We start from the raw sequence: 2,555 nt of genomic DNA, 5'->3' as shown, positions 1-2,555 counted from the left end.
GCCCGCTGACCGACCCGCCCGCCGCCGTCAGGCAACGACGTCGACCACAGCAGTTGCTGCCGGGCGGGACGGAATTCCGGCAGCAACTGCTGTGGTCGACATCGCGCCTGGGCCGGCCGGCCCGCGGGTCAGCGCGGGGGCTTGACCGCCAGGACCGGGCGGTCGGCCTGGAGCAGGATGCGCTGCGCCACCGAGCCCATGATGAACTTGCCGACCGTGCTGCGGCGGCGCAGGCCGATCACGATCAGCGAGGCGTCGTGCTGGTCGGCCAGGTCCAGGATCTCGTCGGTGAAGTCGTCCCGGTGCGTGCCGCGCACCACCTTGGCCGCCACGCCCGCCGCGGCGGCCTGCTCGACCACCCGGTCCAGGTCCTCCTCGGCCGCGACGGTGGTCTCGACCACCGCGCCCTCGCGGGCCGAGTTGATCACCAGGAGGTCCTCGCCCCTCAGCGCGGCCTCGGCGGTCGCCGCCCTGACGGCGGCCTCCCCCGCGGGCGTGGGCACGTAGCCGACGACGATGCTCATACTGACTCTTCCTCTCGGTTCTTCGCCGACGCACCGTCGGACGACCCACCAGCGGCCCGGGCACCAGCCGGCACCGCGGCCGCCCGCCGCTCGCGGACGGCACGGATCAGCGGCAGCACGGCCACCACCACGAACACCACCAGCAGCGTCGCGGAGATGGGCCGGGTGAAGAAGCCCGCGGCCGAACCGTCGAACATCAGCAGCGAGCGCCGCAGGCTGGACTCCAGCAGCGAGCCCAGCACGAACGCCAGGACGAGCGGCCCTGGCTCGAAGCCGAACTTCTTCATCAGGTACCCGACCGCCCCGAAGACGACGACCAGCAGGACGTCGAACACGGAGTTGTTGATGGTGTAGGCGCCGATCATGGTGATCAGGGCCGTGACCGGCGCCAGGATCGCCGCGCGAACCCGCAGGATGCGGACGAACACGCCGACCAGCGGGATCGACATGATCAGAAGCAGCACGTTGCCGATGTACATCGAGTTGACGACGCCCCAGAACAGCTCGGGGTGCTCGGACACGAGCTGCGGGCCGGGTGTGATGCCCTGGATGAGCAGCGCGCCGAACATGAGCGCCATCGTCGCGTTGGCGGGGATGCCGAGCGTGAGCAGCGGGATGAAGGAGCTTGTGGCGGCGGCGTTGTTCGCCGTCTCCGGCCCGGCCACGCCCTCGATGGCGCCCTTGCCGAACCGGCTCGGGTCCTTGGCGCGCTTCTTCTCGGCCGCGTAGGCGGCCATGGACGCGATGGTCGCGCCGCCGCCGGGCAGGATGCCGAGGAAGAACCCGAGCACCGACCCGCGAGCGACGGCGCCCGACGACTCCTTGAGGTCCTTGCGCGACGGCCAGACGTTGGCGACCTTGCCGGGCGCGTGCACGGCGCGGTGCCGCTCCTCCAGGTTGTAGAGGATCTCGCCGAGGCCGAACAGACCCATCGCGACGGGCACGAAGTCGATGCCGTCGGCCAGGCTCAGGCTGTCGAACGTGAAGCGTTCGGCGCCCGTGAAGGCGTCGCGTCCGACGGTGGCCAGCAGCAGGCCGATCGCGGCGGCGATGAGCGCCTTGACCTTGGCGCCGGACGCGATGGTCGAGACCAGGAGGATGCCCAGCAGCGCCAGGGCGGCGTACTCGGGCGGCCCGAAGTCGAGGGCGAAGCCCGCCACGACGGGGGCCAGGAAGGTCAGTCCGACGATGGCGACGGTGCCACCGATGAACGACCCGACGGCGGCGACGCCCAGCGCCGTGCCGGCCTTGCCCTTCCTGGCGAGCGCGTGCCCGTCCAGGACCGTGACCACCGAGCTGGCCTCGCCCGGCAGGCGCAGCAGCACGGACGTGATGGTGCCGCCGTACTGGGCGCCGTAGAAGATCCCGGCGAGCATGATGATGGCGGTGACCGGCTCCACGCCGTAGGTGAGCGGGAGCAGGATGGCGATGGTGGCCGCCGGGCCGAGGCCCGGCAGCACCCCGATGAGCATGCCGATGACCACCCCGACGAGGCAGTACAGCAGGTTCGTCGGTTCGAGCACGACGGCGAACCCGGCGGCTACGTTCTGCAGTGATTCCACGTGCGTCTCCCTTGCGGATCAGACCTGCGGTGCGGTCAGAAGAGGTGCGGGACGTTGGTGCCGAGCGCGCCGACGAAGACCCCGTACAGCACCCCGACCACGAGCACCGAGTACAGGACGGCGGAGCGCCAGGACTCGCCGCCGAGGAACTTCATCCAGACGAGGCTCAGCACCAGGGCGGGGATCTCGAAGCCGATCACGGGCAGCAGCGCCACAAGTCCCAGCAGGGTCGCGAGACCCACCAGGGAGAGCCACGAGTACCGGGAGAACTTCTCGCCGTCGCCGCCCCGGCGTCCGATGAACACCTGGGCGAGGGACAGGACGATCACGGCGACGCTGATCGCCAGCGGCCACAGCCCCGCGCCGGGCTGGTTCAGGGTGCCGAGGCCCAGACCGAGCGCCGTCACCGCCCCGAGGACGCCGACGCCGGCCGTGACCAGGCCGGCCGCGAGGTTCGCGACCGGGCCCG

Annotated in this window: 3 protein-coding genes; all 3 read right to left on the bottom strand. The window is 71.3% G+C overall.

The features are described 5' to 3' along the window. Window positions 1-128 precede the first annotated feature (128 nt). Window positions 129-524, bottom strand: coding sequence for a universal stress protein (locus PROKR_RS11675; RefSeq protein WP_036963364.1), 396 nt, complete (start codon window positions 522-524; stop codon window positions 129-131). Next, the gene (locus tag PROKR_RS11670; RefSeq protein WP_036963362.1) at window positions 521-2,086 is read right to left on the bottom strand and encodes a tripartite tricarboxylate transporter permease; all 1,566 of its coding nucleotides are present in this window, start codon (window positions 2,084-2,086) and stop codon (window positions 521-523) included. The genes PROKR_RS11675 and PROKR_RS11670 overlap by 4 nt, the downstream gene beginning before the upstream one ends. Window positions 2,087-2,121: 35 nt before the next feature. Beyond that, a partial coding sequence (locus PROKR_RS11665; RefSeq protein ID WP_036963359.1) for a tripartite tricarboxylate transporter TctB family protein occupies window positions 2,122-2,555 on the bottom strand: 434 nt, incomplete at its 5' end.

The sequence above is a fragment of the Promicromonospora kroppenstedtii DSM 19349 genome (assembly GCF_000515355.1).
GTDB lineage: Bacteria > Actinomycetota > Actinomycetes > Actinomycetales > Cellulomonadaceae > Promicromonospora > Promicromonospora kroppenstedtii.
Note: the sequence above shows the minus strand (reverse complement) of the source record. Positions and strands in the feature narration are given on the sequence as shown.

What these genes read in the sequence shown, in the direction of transcription:
- PROKR_RS11675 (WP_036963364.1), bottom strand. Translation starts at nt 524, where the DNA reads ATGAGCATCGTCGTCGGCTACGTGCCCACGCCCGCGGGGGAGGCCGCC.